The following is a 17,053-nucleotide window of genomic DNA, read 5'->3' as shown; positions in this document are numbered from 1 at the left end:
GACACCCTGGTTCACCGAAGCCACCTCCGGGCCGGTCCAGCCGCGGTTCAGCGGGCCGTCGGGCGGAGCAATGGAAGCATCAGCTGATCGACCATCTCCTCGAGATCTCGATCATTCCATTCGCTCATGCACATCTTTGATCGGTACATCATCATCGCCGGAATGGCGTCGAAGACGTAGCCGTTCGCCGCGTCGGGCCGCACCTCTCCCCGCTCAATGCCGCGGTTGACGACTTCCCGAAGCAAAGCGATCGTCGGCTCCACGACCCCCTCGAAGATCACACCGTGAAAGCGCTCGGCCTGGATGCTGTCGCATTCGTGAATTACCGACCGCAGCGCGAAACCGGGCCGCGAGAACATCGCCTCCCGCGCCTGCCGAGACAGCTCGAGCAGGTCTTCGCGCACGCTCCCGAGGTCGGGAGCCGACGCAAAGTTCGGCAGCCCGGCCCGCAGCGCATCGGCGACAAGATCCTCCTTGGAGGGCCAGCGCCGATAGACGGCGGCCTTCCCGGTCTGGGCGCCGGCCGCCACGCCCTCCATTGTGAGGCCGTTCCATCCGACCGTACTGAGCTGCTCCAGCGCGGCATCGAGGATCGCGCGTTCGAGCGCGGCGCCACGGCGGCGGGGAGAGGCCGCCTGAGCGGGGGCGGCCGTCCAGCGCGAGGTAACCATCTGAGCGTCTCCAACGAACAAGCGAAGCGGGGATTTCGGGGACATGGGAACTCCACGCGGCAACTACGGGGGGACAGACCGCGCGACAACAACATAAGTGAACGCTTGCGTTCACTACTGGGGACTCACTACGGTTGACGCGACAGTGAACGCAAGCGTTCACTAAGGCACTTGTGGGGGACCCATAGTGACAACCTCTCAGTTGATCAAGGATCAGAAACCAGGTGCGGCCCGCCGGGAGGGGCATCCCGGCATCGCGCTCACCGTCATCGCGGCCTGCCAACTCATGGTGGTACTCGACGCGACGATTGTGAACATCGCGCTCCCGCACATTCAAAATGCCCTCAAATTCAGCACCACCGACCTCACGTGGGTCGTCAGCGCCTACACGCTCACCTTCGGTGGCCTGCTGCTTCTCGGCGGTCGCGCCGGTGACATTCTGGGCCGCCGCCGGGTCTTCATGACCGGCATCCTGCTGTTCACCCTCGCCTCCCTGCTCGGTGGTTTCGCGCAGGAACCGTGGCAGTTGCTGGCCGCCCGCGTGCTCCAGGGTGTGGGTGGCGCGATCGCGTCGCCCACCTCGCTGGCGCTCATCACCACGACGTTCCCCGAAGGCCCGGAGCGCAACCGGGCGTTCGGCGTCTTCGCCGCCGTCTCCGCGGGCGGTGGCGCCATCGGTCTGCTCGCCGGCGGCATGCTCACCGAATGGCTCGACTGGCGGTGGGTGCTCTTCGTCAACGTGCCGATAGGCGTCCTGATAGCGGTGCTCACGCCGCTGTACATCAGCGAGTCCGAACGGCACTCCGGACGCTTCGACATCGCGGGTGCGCTGACCTCGACCGCGGGTATGGCCTCCCTGGTCTACGGCTTCATCCGCGCGGCGGACGAAGGCTGGCGGGACAGCCTGACCATCGGATCGTTCGGCGCCGCGGTGGTCCTGCTGGTGGCCTTCGCGTTCATCGAGTCGCGGGCCAAGGAGCCCATCACCCCGCTGAGGATGTTCGCCGACCGCAACCGCTCGGGCACCTACGTGATCATGCTCAGCCTGGCCGCGGCGATGTTCGGCATGTTCTTCTACATCGTGCTGTTCGTGCAGAACGTGCTGCAGTACAGCCCGATCGAGGCCGGTCTCGCCTTCCTGCCCGTGACGGTTGTGATCGCAGTCGGCGCCGGCCTGTCCCAGCGCTTCCTGCCGGTGCTCGGCCCGAAGCCGTTCATGCTCGTGGGCTCGGCGCTCACGGCGACCGGGCTGGCCTGGCAGACCCTCATCAGTGCCGACAGCTCGTATGTCGGCGGAGTCCTCGGCCCGATGCTGCTGTTCGGCTTCGGCATGGGACTGAACTTCGTGACACTGACGGTCACAGCGGTCTCCGGTGTCGCGCAGCATGAGGCGGGCGCCGCGTCCGGCCTCCTCAACGCCACGCAGCAGGTGGGCGGTTCGCTCGGTCTGTCCATCCTGACGACGGTCTTCGGATCGGCCAGCAAGGACGAGGCGGAGAAACAGCTGCCGAAGTTCATGGCGGAGGGATCGGCCGAGCAGAAGGCGGAGTTCGCCAAGACGCAGCAGTTGCCCGGCCCGTGGGGCCACGAAGTGCTCACCCAGGGCATCTCGACGGGCTTCGTGGCCGCCGCCGCGATGGCCGTACTCGCCCTGGCCACCGCATGGTTCGTGATCCGGGTCCGCAAAAGCGATCTGGACGCCCTCGCCGGTACGGCGGGTCCCATGGCCGGCTGACCCGGCAGGGCCCTCGAAGGGCCGCGGATGGCCGGACCGGGTCCGGGGGACAAACGGCGAGGACGACGAGCCGGCCATCCGCACCACCCTCACGACGCCCGATGTCCGGCGGGCGCCGCTGGGGTGGCGGGGTCGGAGCCCGCCCCACGCGGCAGCCGCCGAGGCGAGCAGCACGCCCAGCACCGACATGAACCTCATTGCTCCACCCCCTGCGACCCTCGCGTGACATCTGCGCGTGCGACCCCAGCAGTCGCACATCAACTGCCACGACAACGGACCGACGGTCACGCAGAGTTCCCGTCAAGCACAGAAAGTCATAGAAGATCCGCGGCCCGGGCCCGACAAGGTTCCAGCCGCGCAGCTGAACGGGGCTACGCCGACGCCGGCGCCCACTCCGGGAGTGCCTCGGTCCGCTCCGCCCACTCGGCGGGCACCGCCCCGGCCTTCCCGGAACCGATCACGCCGCCCACGATCGCGCACGTGGTATCCACGTCGCCGCCGACCTGCGCGGTCGTCCAGAAGGCCCGCTCATAGTCGCCGAGGGCCCGCGCGGCCGACCAGAGGGCGAAGGGCACGGTGTCGTGGGCCGTCGTACGCCGTCCGCAGCCCAGCACCGCCGCGACGGTGGCCGCGTCGGCGTAGTCGAGCATGTCCCGCGCACGCCGCAGGCCCGCCCCGACCGCGCTCTTCGGGATGAGAGCGACGACGTCGTCGAGGAGCGATTCAGGGCTGGGCGGACCACCGGGAGCGGCGGCGAGCGCGGCAGCCCCGGCAACGGCCATGGCGCCGACGACGGCCTCACGATGCTGATGCGTGGGGTAGGCCGAGATCTCGGCCTGGTGTGTCGCCTGCTCCGGGTCGTCCGCATACCAGGCGCCCAGCGGTGCGATCCGCATCGCAGCGCCGTTGCCCCAAGACCCCTGTCCGTTGAAGAGAGCGGCCGCCAGCTCGCGCCAGTCACCGCCCTCCCGGACCAGGCGCAGCAGCCGGTTGACCGCCGGGCCGTAGCCCCGGTCGAAGTCATGGTGCACGGCGAAGGAGCGGGCCAGAGCGTCCTGGTCGATGCGGTGGTGGGCGGCCAGGACGGCGACCACGGAGCAGGCCATCTCCGTGTCGTCCGTCCACTGCCAGGGGCCGGGCGGCAGCTCACGGCGCTTCAGCAGCGGATAGTTCACCGGGACGAAGAACTGCGAGCCCAGGGCGTCTCCCACCGCGAGTCCGCGCAGGCTGGCGAGGGCGCGGTCCAGGCGCCCTTCGGGGGAGGAATCAGCGGTCATCGCCCTGCCACTCTATCCGGTGATCCCGTACGGTTCCGGATCTCGCCAGCGTTCGAAAGGCCGGTCAAGCGTGTACTTGCCGTCGTCCCCGAGAACGAGCATCCGCATCTCCGCGTTCCCCGGGTTCGACAGCGACTCGAATTCCGCGACCGTCCAGTGGAACCAGCGCATGCAGAACAGGCGCATCGCCAGCCCGTGGGTCACCAGCAGCACGTTCGGTGGATGGTCGGGCGCCTCGAAACTGCGGAACAGGCTCTCCAGGAAGCCGCCGACCCGGTCGTACACGTCGGCGCCGGACTCCCCCTGGGCGAAGCGGTAGAAGAAGTGGCCGTAGGCGTCCCGGTAGGACTTCTGGAGGCGTACGTCGTCGCAGTCCTGCCAGTTTCCCCAGTCCTGCTCACGCAGCCGGGGCTCTTCGCGCACGCGTATCGCCTCGGGGTCCAGGTGGAAGGCGCGCAGCGTCTCGTGCGTGCGGCGGTAGGGCGAGACGTACACGCTGACCCGCTCGCGGCCGAACACCTCCCGCAATCGTTTGCCCGTCTCCTCGGCCTGGCGCCAGCCGCGCTCGGTCAGGGCCAGAGCATGGTCGGGCTCACGCTCGTACACGGTGTCATCAACATTGCCCGTTGACTCGCCGTGCCGGACAAGGACGATGCGCCGTGGTCGTGCCATGCCAAAACCCTAGATCGGTTGAGGGCCGATCGTGGACTTGTGCGGGCCTCATACGTCGTAGGTCACACATTTCCTGTACCAGTGGTCACACCACGACGCACCCATAATGAGTTCGGAAATCAAACCGTCCAGGTCGACTCGAGCTCGACGATGTCGCCCGTGAGGGCCGCGACGTCCGCCTCCGTCTGCGCCCGCAGCGCCAGTCGCTCCACGCGTTCGGTGCGGTACTTGCCGTGCTCCGCGGCCGACCGCCACATCGACAGCACCAGGAACTCATGGCCCGGCGCCTCGCCGAACAGTCCGCGGATCATGCCCGGGGAGCCGGCCATCGCCGGGTTCCAGACCTTCTCCTGCATGAGCGTGAAGTGCTCGGCCCGGTCTTCGTGGACACGGCAGTGCGCCACTCGGACAAGGTCCGCGTCGGTGAAGCGCGGCTCGAAACCGGTCTTCACGTCGAAGCGGTAGTCGAAGAGCTTGACCTGCATGTCCTTGTAGGTGCCCGACTGGGCCGCGGCCAGTCTGTCGTGGGAGCGCGCCATGAAGGAGTCGTAGAAGGAACGGCTCTCCCAGAACGAGAAGACATGCGCGACCCCCTGCCGCCCCCGGCTCCAACCCCCACCCTGCCCCCGAAATCCCGGCTCCCCCGGAAGCCCCGCCCACTTTCGCTGCCCCCGCTCGAAGCCGCGGCGGTCCACCACGGTGCAGCGAATCCACTTGACCAGCACCGCGCCATGGTAAGGCCACGGAGCGTGGCGCCGGTCACGCTCGGCAGGAGTGCTCTTCGGCGTACGTTGCCGCGCGCGTGGCAGGATGGGCAACCGGCCTTGTCTGCTGGGCAGTTCAGGCTGAGCCATAAGCGCAACGGGGAAGGGGAAGCCCGGTGAACGCCATCAACAAGGGGATCCGGAAGGTCGAGATCTCGCTCAAGTGGGATCCGAGTCCGGCAGGTGATCCGCCCACTGACCTGGACCTCGTCGCCGCGACCTATCTGGCGAGCGATCCGTACGGCGATCCCGCCTACGTAGTGCACTTCGACAGCCGCTCTCCCGACGGCACCATCTATCTCAACCGGGACAGTCAGGACGGCAAGGGCTTCGGCTGGGACGAGGTCCTGACCGTGGAGCTGGACCGGCTCGACCTCCGGTACGCGCGCGTGATGGTCGGTGTCGCCATACAGCAGCGTCCCGATCAGCGGACCTTCGTCAGCGTCATCAATCCGGCGCTGCGCATTCGTGAGGGCTACACCGTCATGGCCGAGGACGACTTCGGCGGCGTCCTCGGGTCGACGGCGGCCACGGTCGCGGAGTTCGTACGCGAGGGATCGAGCACGTGGGAGTTCCACTCCGGCATCCACGGTTTCGAGGACGACCCGGCAACGTTCACGGCGAGCATGGGCAAGGCTCGCCGGCCCTGAGCGTCGCTCGTACGTTCGTCGGTTCATCCTGCGAAGAGAGCTCTGCGGAAGGAGGGCGCCGACACGTGGCCGGCGCCCCTCTCCCGGGGCTCTCGCCAAGGCACCTCAGGGGCTCCCGCAAACGCCCACAGCCGGCGACCGGAAGCTGTCTCGATGAGCCGGACCATCCACGGGTCCTTGGCTGTCATGGCGGAAAGCGCTCGGGCCACGGGTATCCCAGCTCGCTGGCGAACTCGCGCGAACCACCGCAGACGTGGCCGTCGCCGGTCACACGGTGAAGGGGACCGGCCATCGGCCGGTCCCCTAAAAACCCGCAGGTCAGGCGAGTTCGCGAGTCACTCGGATGCTATGTCCGACGAGACTCCGCCCATTCTCAGCTGCAGCCGCTGGTCGAGCCGCAGCCCTCGCAGATGTAGCAGGAGCCGGCCCGCTGCATCTTCGTGCCGCAGGAGAAGCACAGCGGGGCGTCGGCCTGGATGCCCAGCTGCATCTCCACCAACTCGGCGCTGGTGTGCGCCTGCTGCGGAGCGGGCTTGGCCGCCTCGACTTCGGCCTTCGGCGTGGCGACGGCCTTCAGCTCCTGTGCGCGCGGCGCCGACTGGGCCAGGCCCTCGACGTCCACCTCGTCATCGCCGGCCTCGTACGAACCGGTCTCCAGGTGACGCTGACGCTCCTCGGCGGAGTGGATGCCGAGCGCGGAGCGCGTCTCGAAGGGCAGGAAGTCGAGCGCCAGGCGGCGGAAGATGTAGTCGACGATCGACTGCGCCATCCGCACGTCCGGGTCGTCCGTCATGCCGGCCGGCTCGAAGCGCATGTTCGTGAACTTCGAGACGTACGTCTCCAGGGGCACGCCGTACTGGAGGCCGACGGACACCGCGATGGAGAAGGCGTCCATCATGCCCGCGAGGGTGGAGCCCTGCTTGGACATCTTCAGGAAGACCTCGCCGAGACCGTCGTCCGGGTAGGAGTTGGCGGTCATGTAACCCTCGGCGCCACCGACGGTGAAGGACGTCGTGATGCCGGGACGACCCTTCGGCAGGCGCTTGCGGACCGGGCGGTACTCGACGACCTTCTCGACCGTCTCACGGATGGTGGCCTCGGCCTTCTCCGTGATCTCGGTCTTCTCCTTCTCCTTGGTCTTCGCGGAGAGAGGCTGGCCGACCTTGCAGTTGTCGCGGTAGATCGCGAGCGCCTTGACGCCCATCTTCCAGGCCTCGAAGTAGATCTCCTCGACCTCCTCGACGGTCGCCGACTCCGGCATGTTGACCGTCTTGGACAGGGCGCCGGAAATCCACGGCTGGATCGCGGCCATCATGCGGACGTGGCCCATCGCGGAGATGGAACGCTCGCCCATGGCGCAGTCGAACACCTCGTAGTGCTCGTGCTTGAGGCCCGGGGCGTCGACGACATTGCCGTGGTCGGCGATGTGGGCGACGATCGCCTCGATCTGCTCCTCCTGGTAGCCCAGGCGGCGCAGGGCCTGCGGGACGGTGCCGTTGACGATCTGCATCGAGCCGCCGCCGACCAGCTTCTTGAACTTGACCAGGGCGAGGTCAGGCTCAAGACCGGTGGTGTCGCAGGACATCGCCAGACCGATGGTGCCGGTCGGGGCGATGACGGACGCCTGGGAGTTACGGAAACCGTTCTTCTCACCGAGGCGCTGCACGTCCTGCCAGGCCTCCGTGGCCGCGGCCCAGACCGGCGTGTCCAGGTCGTCCATGCGGACGGCCGCGGAGTTGGCGTCGGCGTGCTGCTTCATGACGCGCAGGTGCGGCTGTGCGTTACGGGCGTAGCCGTCGTACGGGCCGACGACCGCGGCGAGTTCGGCCGAGCGCCTGTACGACGTGCCGGTCATCAGCGAGGTGATGGCACCGGCGAGAGCGCGGCCGCCGTCCGAGTCGTAGGCGTGACCGGTCGCCATCAGCAGAGCGCCGAGGTTGGCGTAGCCGATGCCGAGCTGGCGGAACGCGCGCGTGTTCTCACCGATTTTCTGCGTCGGGAAGTCCGCGAAGCAGATGGAGATGTCCATCGCGGTGATGACCAGCTCGACGACCTTCGCGAAGCGCTCGACCTCGAAGGACTGGTTGCCCTTGCCGTCGTCCTTCAGGAACTTCATCAGGTTCAGCGAGGCGAGGTTGCAGGACGTGTTGTCCAGGTGCATGTACTCGCTGCAGGGGTTCGAGCCGTTGATACGGCCGGACTCCGGGCACGTGTGCCAGTGGTTGATGGTGTCGTCGTACTGGATGCCGGGGTCGGCGCAGGCCCAGGCGGCCTCGGCCATCTTGCGGAACAGGGCCTTGGCGTCGACCTCTTCGATGACCTCGCCGGTCATACGGGAGGTGAGGCCGAACTTGCCGCCCGCCTCCACGGCCTTCATGAACGTGTCGTTCACGCGGACCGAGTTGTTGGCGTTCTGGTACTGGACCGACGTGATGTCGTCGCCGCCCAGGTCCATGTCGAAGCCCGCGTCACGGAGCGCGCGGATCTTCTCTTCTTCCTTGACCTTGGTCTGGATGAAGTCCTCGATGTCGGGGTGGTCGACGTCGAGGATGACCATCTTGGCGGCGCGGCGGGTGGCGCCGCCCGACTTGATCGTTCCTGCGGAGGCGTCGGCACCGCGCATGAAGGAGACCGGACCGGAGGCGTTGCCGCCGGAGGACAGCAGTTCCTTGGAGGAGCGGATGCGGGAGAGGTTCAGGCCGGCGCCGGAACCGCCCTTGAAGATCATGCCCTCTTCCTTGTACCAGTCGAGGATCGACTCCATGGAGTCGTCGACGGACAGGATGAAGCAGGCGGAGACCTGCTGGGGCTGCGGGGTGCCCACGTTGAACCAGACAGGGCTGTTGAAGCTGAAGATCTGGTGCAGGAGGGCGTACGCCAGCTCGTGCTCGAAGATCTCGGCGTCGGCGGGCGAGGCGAAGTACTTGTAGTCCTCGCCGGCCTTCCGATACGTCTTCACGATGCGGTCGATCAGCTGCTTGAGGCTGACTTCGCGCTGCGGGGTGCCGACGGCACCGCGGAAGTACTTGCTGGTGACGATGTTGACCGCGTTCACCGACCAGAAGTCGGGGAACTCCACGCCGCGCTGCTCGAAGTTGACCGAGCCGTCGCGCCAGTTGGTCATGACGACGTCACGGCGCTCCCAGGCCACCTCGTCGTACGGGTGCACGCCGGGGGTGGTGTGGATGCGCTCGATACGCAGTCCCTTGGTCGCCTTGGTGCCCTTGGCGCGGGAACTCCGTGCCGGACCGCTCGCCGTCTCTGTCATGCCGCCTCCCTGTACGGGCTAAAACGCCCTGAAGTGCCCCGATGTTCCCCGTGGCACGGTCTTCTGTCTGGTGCTGCGGGCACCGTCGGATTGCCACCCGCAGCAGGTCTTCTGTCGCCGCCTCGCGGCCGGTTCCGGAGGTCCGAGGACCGGGTCCGGCTCGCCCTCAGTCGGCGGCGTTGGCGGGCACGGGGACTTGTGCAGTCCCTCCGGACCCGCGGTAGTCCTCCTGGCCCCCCGTGACTGCGCGTACGTCGTCCTCGCGGTCGTCGTCGTCCGCGGCCGTGCGCCCGGTCCCCAGCCTGAGTTCCGTGATCGCGGCCTCGAAGTCCTCGAGCGAGTCGAACGCCCGGTACACGGAGGCGAATCGCAGATAGGCGACGAGGTCGAGCTCCTGCAACGGGCCGAGTATGGCCAGCCCCACGTCGTGGGTGGTCAGCTCGGCGCTTCCGGTGGCGCGCACCGCCTCCTCGACCCGTTGGCCGAGCTGGGCGAGCGCGTCCTCGGTGACAGGTCGTCCCTGGCATGCCTTGCGCACGCCATTGATGACCTTGGTACGACTGAATGGCTCGGTGACTCCGGACCGCTTGATCACCATCAGCGAGCACGTCTCCACTGTCGTGAAACGACGGGAGCAGTCAGGACACTGACGGCGCCTGCGGATCGACGTGCCGTCGTCGGTCGTACGGCTGTCGACGACGCGACTGTCGGGGTGCCTGCAGAAGGGGCAGTGCATAACTCCCAACCCTCCTCACAGCAGACTCAATAGCCTCGCTGGACCTCATGGGCCCCGCGAAGCAGCCCCAAGCATAGGCGATCTCCGAGCGGTCGAAGACCGGGGGGACCACAACTTCTGGGCTGCTGCTGCAATCCAACCACTAGATGTGGGGATTGGCTCATACATCGACGCCATACGCGCGTGTCGCTCGGACATTGCCAGGTGCCGTACGACCGGACCGGCGCGCCGCGCACCTGATGCACGGCCGTATCCCCTCGGCACATACGGAGATACCGTGAGCGCCACACGGAGGGGACGTGGGACTCCCGCACAGATGAGGGTCGGTTCCAGGTTGATCCGATCCCGGATGGCAGACTGGGGCAACAACCCACGAGGTCGTCACCCCGGCGGTGAAGGGTACAACAATGGCCCCTTTTGCCCGCCGGGCAGCACGTCAGCCATACACCCAGACACACGATCACGTCAGGTGATTCGCGATTTTTCACTCGAACGTGTGTTTGGCGCAACCTTTCGAAAGCAACTACCGTTGTGCAGCAGGGAGACCATCGAGAGGGGCCGACGTGACCACCACCGCAGACAGTGCCACCATCACTGCCCAGGACCGCTCCCAGGGCCGACTCGAGCCGGTGCATGCGATGAACGAAGCCATGAGTCCCGAGGGACACAAGCGCTCCTTGCCGGGCCGACCTCCCGGCATCCGGGCGGACAGTTCAGGGCTCACCGACCGGCAGCGCCGCGTGATCGAAGTCATCAGGGATTCCGTGCAGCGGCGTGGCTACCCGCCGTCGATGCGGGAGATCGGCCAGGCGGTCGGCCTGTCCAGCACGTCCTCGGTCGCCCACCAGCTGATGGCACTGGAGCGCAAGGGATTCCTGCGCCGCGACCCGCACCGCCCGCGCGCATACGAGGTGCGAGGCTCCGACCAGGCCGCCTCCGTGCAGCCCACGGACACCACAGGCAAGCCCGCCGCGTCGTACGTCCCGCTGGTCGGCCGCATCGCCGCCGGTGGCCCGATCCTCGCGGAGGAGTCGGTCGAGGACGTCTTCCCTCTCCCCCGGCAGCTGGTCGGCGACGGCGAGCTCTTCGTCCTAAAGGTCGTCGGTGATTCGATGATCGAGGCCGCCATCTGTGACGGCGACTGGGTCACGGTCCGGCGCCAGCCGGTCGCGGAGAACGGCGACATCGTCGCCGCCATGCTCGACGGCGAGGCCACCGTCAAGCGCTTCAAGCGCGAGGACGGCCACGTCTGGCTCCTCCCGCACAACGCTGCGTACGAGCCGATTCCCGGCGACGACGCGACCATCCTGGGCAAGGTGGTGGCAGTGCTGCGGCGCGTGTGACGGCTGCGGCGGGCGAAGCCGACGGCGACGCCCTCTGACCGGGCCCCGGGACCCCTGCGCCGGTTCCGGGGCCCTGTGCTGTCCCGGTGGCCCTGCGCAGATCCTGTGCCGCTGCTTCACCCTGAGCGCTGTGGGAACCCCGCTGTCAGCGGGCTCTGGATCGGGGGTTAGCCTGTCGCGGCGCCGCGACAGGCTAACCCCCGATCCTCACCCTGGCTGTTCCGCCATCACTGCGGCTGCTTCTCTGCCTCGGTCTTCTTTGCCACCGCATCGATCGCAGCCAGCGACGTTCGGACCTGATTACGGTCCGTCGTGTACCAGAAGTCGGGCAGTGACGCCTTCAGGTAGCTCCCGTACCGGGCCGTGGCCAGCCGCTGGTCCAGTACGGCGACCACGCCGCGGTCCCCCGATGCCCGTACGAGGCGGCCGGCGCCCTGGGCCATCAACAGCGCGGCGTGAGTGGCGGCGACCGCCATGAAGCCGTTGCCGCCGGCGTCCTCCACAGCCTTCTGGCGCGCGCTCATCAGCGGGTCGTCCGGGCGAGGGAACGGGATCTTGTCCATGACGACCAGCTGACAGCTGGGGCCAGGGACATCGACGCCCTGCCAGAGGGACAGCGTGCCGAAGAGGCAGGTCTGCGGGTCGGCCGCGAAGTTCTTGATCAGCTCGCCGAGCGTCTCCTCGCCCTGCAGGAGGATCGGGAACTCGGGGATGCGGGAGCGAAGCTCCTCGGCAGCCAGCTGGGCGGCGCGCATCGAGGAGAACAGGCCCAGCGTGCGACCGCCGGCCGCCTGGATCAGTTCGGTCAGCTCGTCGAGCATGTCCACGCGGTCGCCGTCCCGCGCGGGGCGCGACAGATGCTTGGCGACATACAGAATGCCCTGCTTGCGGTACTCGAAGGGCGAGCCGACATCCAATCCCTTCCACTGCGGAAGGTCATCGCCCTCCGTGCCCTCGGGAGCGAGGCCCAGGGAGGCACCGACGCCGTTGAAGTCGCCGCCAAGCTTCAGGGTCGCCGAGGTCAGGACGACGGAACGGTCCGCGAAGAGCTTCTCCCGCAGCAGGCCCGACACGGACATCGGGGCAACACGCAGGGACGCGCCGAAACGGTCGTGACGCTCGTACCAGACGACGTCCCACTCGGAACCGTTCGTGATGCGCTCCGCGACGTCGTGCACGGACTCGACCGAGGCCAACGCCTGCTTGCGGACCGCGTCCTCGTCCTGCACGGACTTGTCGCGGGTCGAGCCGATCGCGGAGATGACGGTACGGCAGGCGTCCCGCAGCGCCATGAGGGCGTAGCCCAGGTCCTCCGGGATCTCCTCCAGGCGGCCCGGCAGGGCAAGCTCCATCAGTCGCTCGAAGCCCTCGGCGGCGGTCTGGAGCTGGTCGGCGGCCTTCTCGTTGGCGAGCTTCGCGGCGCGGCGCACCGCGCGGTTGACCTGGCCGGGCGTGAGCTCGCCGGTGGCGACTCCAGTCACCCGGGAGACCAGCTCGTGCGCCTCGTCGACGATCAGGACCTCGTGCTGTGGAAGGACGGGGGCGCCCTCGATGGCGTCGATCGCGAGCAGCGCGTGGTTGGTGACCACGACATCCGAGAGCTTGGCCCGCTCACGGGCCATCTCGGCGAAGCACTCGGCGCCGTACGCGCACTTCGAAGCGCCCAGGCACTCCCGCGACGAAACCGACACCTGACCCCAGGCCCGGTCGGACACACCGGGTGTCAGATCGTCGCGATCACCCGTCTCCGTTTCGTCCGACCAGTCACGCAACCGCAGTAGGTCCTGCCCCAGCTTGCTGGTCGGCGCAGCCGCCTCGAACTGGTCGAAGAGGCCTTCGTCCTCATCCTGCGGAACGCCCTCGTGCAACCGGTGCAGGCAAAGGTAATTCGACCTGCCCTTGAGCATCGCGAACTCGGGGCGACGGCGCAGCAGCGGGTGCAGGGCGTCTACCGTGCGCGGCAGGTCCCGCTCCACGAGCTGACGCTGAAGGGCCAGCGTGGCCGTCGCCACGACGACGCGCTCCCCCTGCGCGAGCGCGGGCACGAGGTAACCGAGCGACTTTCCGGTGCCGGTGCCGGCCTGGACCAGCAGATGGGAACCGCCGTCGATCGCCTCCGCGACGGATTCGGCCATGGTCACCTGGCCGGGGCGCTCCGTACCGCCGACGGCAGTGACGGCAGCGTGCAGGAGTTCGGGGAGTGGGGGCTTCGTCATAGCGTGACCACCCTACGGCCAGGCACTGACAACCGGGCGATCACGGTCGCGACGGAGGGCGGGATCAAGACCCGGACCACTTCGATCGAGATCGCATCGGTTCGGGTTGATGTGGGGTTGGTTCGATTGCGCTCAGGTGCTGTGCGCATGGCGGTGTGGTCGGTTCGGTCGTGGTCAGGGTGGTTCGGTTCCGACCGGGGCGATTCGTTTACGACCGGGCGATTCGATTGCTCCCCCGGGCGACCGGGCCGATCGGATACGGCGGGGGCTCTCGGCCGCGCCCCGGGTGGGGAGCAGGTCCGCCAGGCAGGAGTCCCGCAGCCAATCGCTCCGTGAGACTGATCCGTGTCTATCGAGTGCGCCGACGGTTCGACCGCGAGCCAGAGCAGTGTGGGAACCAGATCGACCCGAGCGGTGTACCAGTTGTGATGGCGCTGCTACACGGCGTCACAGCATATGGCGCAGGCTCCGGTCTCTCACCATGAGGGCAGCCCGCTTGGCGGGCAGTTCGATCTCGGCGGAGAACCGAAAACCGGCGCTCAGGAAGGCTGCAACGGAAGGGGTGTTGCGAATGTCGGGTTCGGCGACGATGCGAGCGCAGGCGTGCCGCTTGTCGAGGACCAGGTCGGCGACGGCTCGGAGGAGAGTGCCCCCGAGTCCTCGCCCGCGGTCGCCCACGGCACCGATAAGGAGATGGAGGCCGGTGTCTTGGGGTCGGGCCGGGTAATACCGGGCGAGCGGGTCGAGGTCCGCTCGGTAGAGCTCCCAATAGCTGATCGGGGTGCCGCCAAGCAGGCCCAAGCACGGAACACTGCGTCCGTCACCGGAGAGATGGGCCCGCAGGTGCTCCTCGGTCGCGTTCTGAGGCCCGGCCAGCCCCCAGAACGTGGCGATGGCGGGGTCGTTCATCCACCGGTCGATGATCGGAAGGTCTCGTTCGATCCGCACAGGGACCAGGTGAAGCACTCCTGCAGATGTGCTGATCGGCCCCCACTCGGCAACGTGGTCAAGCAGATCGTCGGCGTCCGGGAGATCTGGATCCGAGGCGAATGGGACCCAGTCTGGGCCTGAGCTCTGCTCCCCGGCGGCACCGGGCTCCTCCACGAAGAGAGCGACGATCTCGTCGGGCAGGCGCATGTCCAGCGTGTCCTCACTGTCTGCGCTCAAGCCCGCCTGGGCGATACGGCCATCACGAGCACCCAGGCTCATGGCGGTACCGAGGTCGCTGACGGGGGCAGTGCCGGCGTCGGCACTCGCGTCGGTGGGAGGCACGGCGACTCTCCTCTCAGGAGGTGGGGTGGGACATGTTCCTCAGGGATGAAAGGTGTTGGTGACAGCCGGAGGCGATGTCGGGAGTACAGAAGCCGAGCGATGGAGGGGGACCGTGATCGGAGGTGAGGCCTGGCTCAGAAGTGCGGTGTGGCGAGGGGCCAGCGACGGGGTGAGTGGTCAAGGGCAAGACGAATGGTCAGGAATGCAAGGGGTTGGCGATGGAGACGTAGACGGACTGTGTATCGACCGGGCCGACGAGTTCATCTAGGCCATGCAGCCGGGTCAGCAGGTTGGCCTTGCAACGCAGAACCGGTGAGTCGAGCAGATGAGCAGGTAGTGCGGTGCGGAGCCGGCTGGGACCGGATACCACTTCGCCGAGGAAGCGGCGGAAGGCAGCGAGCAGCAGTCGCTCGTCGGCGAGACGCTGGGAGCCGAATGCTCCGATGAGGCCGAAGACGTTGTTGATCGCGAGGTAATACGCGAAACGCTCGTCGGTGACTTCGTCCGAGACGAAGGTGTCGCTGTGCTCACCGATGCCGGGCAACCGGGCGTCGAGTTCCGCGCGCCGGGACTCGCGGAAGTAGTAACCCTGGTTGTCGCGGTACCGGCCGCCCGAAGGCCAGCCTTCAGCGTCCAGTACGAGCAGGGTGTTCTGCTGGTGTGCTTCCAGGGCCACTCCGGCCTCCGAGTCCAGCCACAGCACCGGGCGGACGGTCTGCTCGAGGTAGCGCAGGAACCACTCGGCGGCAACGGCCTCACGAGGGCGGCCTGTTCGAACGGCGAGACGCGTGACCAGCTCGGCCACACGGGACCACAGCGGCTCCGCGCCCGACCGGGGTCGGACTGTGGCGGTGCGGGGTTCTGCGCACGGGCGGGGCGAAACGAGTCCGGCTACGCAGGACACGTCATCGGAAGGCCGGAACGGGTTGTGCCGGATCATCACGTCGAGACCGGCCACTGGGACGCCGTCCGGTCCATCGACAGCGAGCCATGCCGGGTCGCGAACGATGTCAAAGCCTGGGTGCTCGGTTCGCCAATGAGTGGCGAGACCGCTGCGTAGAAGTCGGTGGACCTCGACACCGCGGTGCAGTTCCTTGCGGAGGTTCTCACGGCGGGAGTTGGTGATCCGCAGGCCCAGCGACAGCTTGAGCATCGCGGGGGCACCGGACCTATAGACGGTTCTTACGGAGGAGGTGGGGTGCCACGGCGCGCCGCGGATGCCGAGCTCCTGGAGCAGCCCGGCATCGAGCAGCGCCGCGGTCTCGGAGCGGTGGCGGACCTCGCGCAGCTGCCAAGGGTGCAGGGGCAGGGCCGCGTAGCCGTCGGGCAACGACAGCTCAGAGCCGGCAAGTCGGGAGGTGAGCTGGGCGGCGGGGACAACACGGCCGCGTTCGGTCCAGGCCGAGTCGGCGGCCAGCAGGGAGGGAGCGACAGCGAGCCAGTGCAAAGGAAAGGAGCCGCGCAACTCGGGCGAGTACCGCTGCGCTTCAGTCTCGGAGAGGCCCTCGCGGCTCTTGGGCGTCGGGTGGAGAGGGTGTCCGAGCAGGAGGGCCTGTTCGGCCGCGAGAAACAGGTCGGGGGTGTCGGCGGGATTTTCGCGACGCTCACTGATGAAGGTGACGGTTCGCCGGACAGAGTCGGCGACACGGGCACCGAGGTCAGTCGCGGCTGAAATCGCGGGGCCGGTCAGGGCTGTGGGGGTTGGAGAGACAGGGGGCTCGGATGCGGGGTCGGTCGGCGGTACGGAGGAGGTCGGGAATACGACGGAGGTCGAAGGCGCGGCAGTGACCAGAGGTGGAGCAGAGGCAAAGGGTGGGGCGGAGGTCAGGGCTGCGGCAGAGGCCAAGGGCGCGGTGAAAGGCGGTGCCACGCCGGCGCCGGAAGGCATGGCCGCAGGGCTCCCTCCCCCGAGCGTCTCCCTGGCAAGCAGCGCGGCGAGGGTGACCGCATCCGTCGGTGGCTTAGGGGCGGGCGCGTCTGCCAGGTGCGGGAAGCCGAAGCGGTGCAACCCCGTAGGGGACCAGTAGCCGACGGGGACCAGCAGAGCTGTGCCAGTGGCAGGCAAGGGAATCCGGAGGACCCCCGTGTCGGGTGCCGGGAGATTAGTCTCGCGCACCCAGCAGCGGAGCAGGTTCTCCACGGCGGCGGCCTGGGCTGCGATGTGTGGGTCGGGATACTCAAGAAGGTCAGGGGTGTCGTCGCCCTGCAGCCAATCGGCGTCCGCAGCCCCTCCCTGCGTCGGCGCACGCGGCGGTACGCGCCCCCCGCGAACTCCCTGTGTCGGCACGCGTTCCTGTGGTGCGACGCCTTCCTGCCAGGCGTCTCCCACGTGCGACGCGGGCGGCACTTGCGGGGAGAGGGGTGGGTCGGAGGAGCCTCGCTGGCCGGTATCGGTGCGGCCGTCGGATGCGGGGGTGGTGGTCAAGGCTGGTCCTCTTGAAGTGGTTCC

The 17,053-nt window shown here is 68.0% G+C and carries 11 protein-coding genes and 1 pseudogene; 3 read left to right on the top strand and 9 right to left on the bottom strand.

Annotation, left to right across the window (positions count from 1 at the left end; translation table 11 throughout):
- Nucleotides 1-47: 47 nt before the first annotated feature.
- Entirely contained in the window at nucleotides 48-671 is a 624-nt protein-coding gene (locus ACZ7M7_RS21930; protein ID WP_472119400.1) for a TetR/AcrR family transcriptional regulator, read from the bottom strand.
- Nucleotides 672-858: 187 nt separating this feature from the next.
- Between ACZ7M7_RS21930 and ACZ7M7_RS21925 the strand changes: the two genes are divergently transcribed.
- Nucleotides 859-2,406: an MFS transporter gene (locus ACZ7M7_RS21925; protein WP_383631275.1), complete on the top strand. Its 1,548-nt coding sequence runs from the start codon at nucleotides 859-861 to the stop codon at nucleotides 2,404-2,406.
- Nucleotides 2,407-2,777: 371 nt separating this feature from the next.
- Here the strand turns inward: ACZ7M7_RS21925 and ACZ7M7_RS21920 are convergent, their stop codons facing one another.
- The 3 genes from ACZ7M7_RS21920 to ACZ7M7_RS21910 form a co-directional block, all read right to left on the bottom strand.
- On the bottom strand, nucleotides 2,778-3,683 hold the full coding sequence (locus tag ACZ7M7_RS21920; RefSeq protein ID WP_383604773.1) for an ADP-ribosylglycohydrolase family protein: 906 nt from the start codon (nucleotides 3,681-3,683) through the stop codon (nucleotides 2,778-2,780).
- Nucleotides 3,684-3,695: 12 nt separating this feature from the next.
- On the bottom strand, nucleotides 3,696-4,355 hold the full coding sequence (locus ACZ7M7_RS21915) for a histidine phosphatase family protein (RefSeq protein ID WP_383604776.1): 660 nt from the start codon (nucleotides 4,353-4,355) through the stop codon (nucleotides 3,696-3,698).
- Between the two features lie 119 nt (nucleotides 4,356-4,474).
- Nucleotides 4,475-5,080, bottom strand: a complete 606-nt coding sequence (locus tag ACZ7M7_RS21910) for a YdbC family protein (protein WP_383604779.1) — start codon at nucleotides 5,078-5,080, stop codon at nucleotides 4,475-4,477.
- Nucleotides 5,081-5,211: 131 nt separating this feature from the next.
- Between ACZ7M7_RS21910 and ACZ7M7_RS21905 the strand changes: the two are divergent.
- Nucleotides 5,212-5,769: pseudogene (locus ACZ7M7_RS21905) on the top strand (TerD family protein); the annotation flags it as partial.
- A 373-nt stretch (nucleotides 5,770-6,142) separates the two neighbouring features.
- On the opposite strand, the gene ACZ7M7_RS21900 reads toward ACZ7M7_RS21905, so the two are convergent.
- Nucleotides 6,143-9,037, bottom strand: coding sequence for a vitamin B12-dependent ribonucleotide reductase (locus tag ACZ7M7_RS21900; RefSeq protein ID WP_383604784.1), 2,895 nt, complete (start codon nucleotides 9,035-9,037; stop codon nucleotides 6,143-6,145).
- A 166-nt stretch (nucleotides 9,038-9,203) separates the two neighbouring features.
- On the bottom strand, nucleotides 9,204-9,773 hold the full coding sequence (gene nrdR / locus ACZ7M7_RS21895) for a transcriptional regulator NrdR (RefSeq protein WP_472119395.1): 570 nt from the start codon (nucleotides 9,771-9,773) through the stop codon (nucleotides 9,204-9,206).
- 563 nt (nucleotides 9,774-10,336) lie between these two features.
- Between nrdR and lexA the strand changes: the two genes are divergently transcribed.
- Nucleotides 10,337-11,116 (top strand): transcriptional repressor LexA, encoded by a 780-nt coding sequence (gene lexA / locus ACZ7M7_RS21890; RefSeq protein WP_328878695.1) that lies wholly within the window; start codon nucleotides 10,337-10,339, stop codon nucleotides 11,114-11,116.
- 227 nt (nucleotides 11,117-11,343) lie between these two features.
- Here the strand turns inward: lexA and ACZ7M7_RS21885 are convergent, their stop codons facing one another.
- The 3 genes from ACZ7M7_RS21885 to ACZ7M7_RS21875 all read right to left on the bottom strand — a co-directional run bounded on the left by ACZ7M7_RS21885 (nucleotide 11,344) and on the right by ACZ7M7_RS21875 (nucleotide 16,813).
- On the bottom strand, nucleotides 11,344-13,332 hold the full coding sequence (locus ACZ7M7_RS21885; protein WP_472119392.1) for an ATP-dependent DNA helicase: 1,989 nt from the start codon (nucleotides 13,330-13,332) through the stop codon (nucleotides 11,344-11,346).
- A 447-nt stretch (nucleotides 13,333-13,779) separates the two neighbouring features.
- Nucleotides 13,780-14,604 carry a GNAT family N-acetyltransferase gene (locus ACZ7M7_RS21880; RefSeq protein ID WP_472119389.1) on the bottom strand — a complete coding sequence of 275 codons (825 nt, stop codon included), beginning with the start codon at nucleotides 14,602-14,604 and terminating at the stop codon, nucleotides 13,780-13,782.
- Between the two features lie 196 nt (nucleotides 14,605-14,800).
- Nucleotides 14,801-16,813: an IucA/IucC family protein gene (locus tag ACZ7M7_RS21875; RefSeq protein ID WP_472120242.1), complete on the bottom strand. Its 2,013-nt coding sequence runs from the start codon at nucleotides 16,811-16,813 to the stop codon at nucleotides 14,801-14,803.
- Nucleotides 16,814-17,053 lie beyond the last annotated feature (240 nt).

It is taken from the genome of Streptomyces sp. NPDC111606, assembly GCF_055656945.1.
This window is presented reverse-complemented; position numbering and strand designations above follow the sequence as displayed.